The sequence below is a fragment of the Holdemanella biformis DSM 3989 genome (genome assembly GCF_000156655.1).
Taxonomy (GTDB): domain Bacteria; phylum Bacillota_I; class Bacilli_A; order Erysipelotrichales; family Erysipelotrichaceae; genus Holdemanella; species Holdemanella biformis.
In genome coordinates, this window is sequence record NZ_DS996865.1 from 1 (window position 1) to 935 (window position 935).

General features: G+C 30.6%; 1 protein-coding gene. It reads left to right on the forward strand.

What is annotated here, in order from left to right; translation table 11 throughout:
- Positions 1–898 (forward strand): aminotransferase class IV (locus EUBIFOR_RS11905; RefSeq protein WP_003866325.1); only part of this gene is annotated, 898 nt, incomplete at its 5' end.
- Positions 899–935 lie beyond the last annotated feature (37 nt).

Below are 935 nucleotides of genomic sequence, written 5' to 3' on the forward strand. Positions count from 1 at the left end.
CATTTCGGCATATAATATATGGGAACGAAAAGAGGATATTATGAAAAATTTAGGTTTTTACAATGGAAAAATAGATGAATTAGAAAATATGCAAGTACCCATGCTAGATCGTGCTTGTTATTTTGGTGATGGAGTATACGATGCTTCTTATGCGAATAATCACACAATTTTTGCGCTACAAGATCATTTGAATCGTTTCTATAATAGTGCTAGACTTTTAAATATAAAAATTCCTTATGAAAAGGAAGAACTACAAGATTTATTAATTTCATTAGTAAAAAAAGTAGATTCACCAACGCAATTTGTATATTGGCAAGTTTCTAGAGGGACGGGTATACGTAATCACATATATTCGGATGATATGGTTGGAAACTTATGGGTAATGATTACTCCAAAAGCTTTAACGGATCCAAATAAAGAAATGTCTGTAGTAACAATGGAAGATACACGTTTTTTTCACAATAACATTAAGACAATAAATTTAATTCCTGCAGTAATGTATTCAACCAATGCTCACAATCATGGATATGATGAATGTATTTTACATAGGGGCAAAGATAGAGTAACAGAATGTGCACATAGTAATGTTTCTATTTTAAAAGATGGAGTATTCATTACAGCGCCTTGCGACGAATATATTTTACCGGGTATTGCACGTAAACATTTATTAGAGGCTTGTAGAGCACTAAATATTCATTATGAAGAAAAGGTATATTCTTTACAAGAATTATTAGATGCGGATGAAATTATAGTATCTAGCAGTACACATATTTGTAAAAGAGTAAATAAAATCGACAATAAACCTTGTGGTGGAAAAGATTTAAATACATTTAAAAAGTTACAAGACTATGTGTTTAATGAATTTTATGATTATACGAGCGCAAATCGAATTGATTAACTAACTGGCACCTGCCAGTTTTTCTTTTAAAAATGGC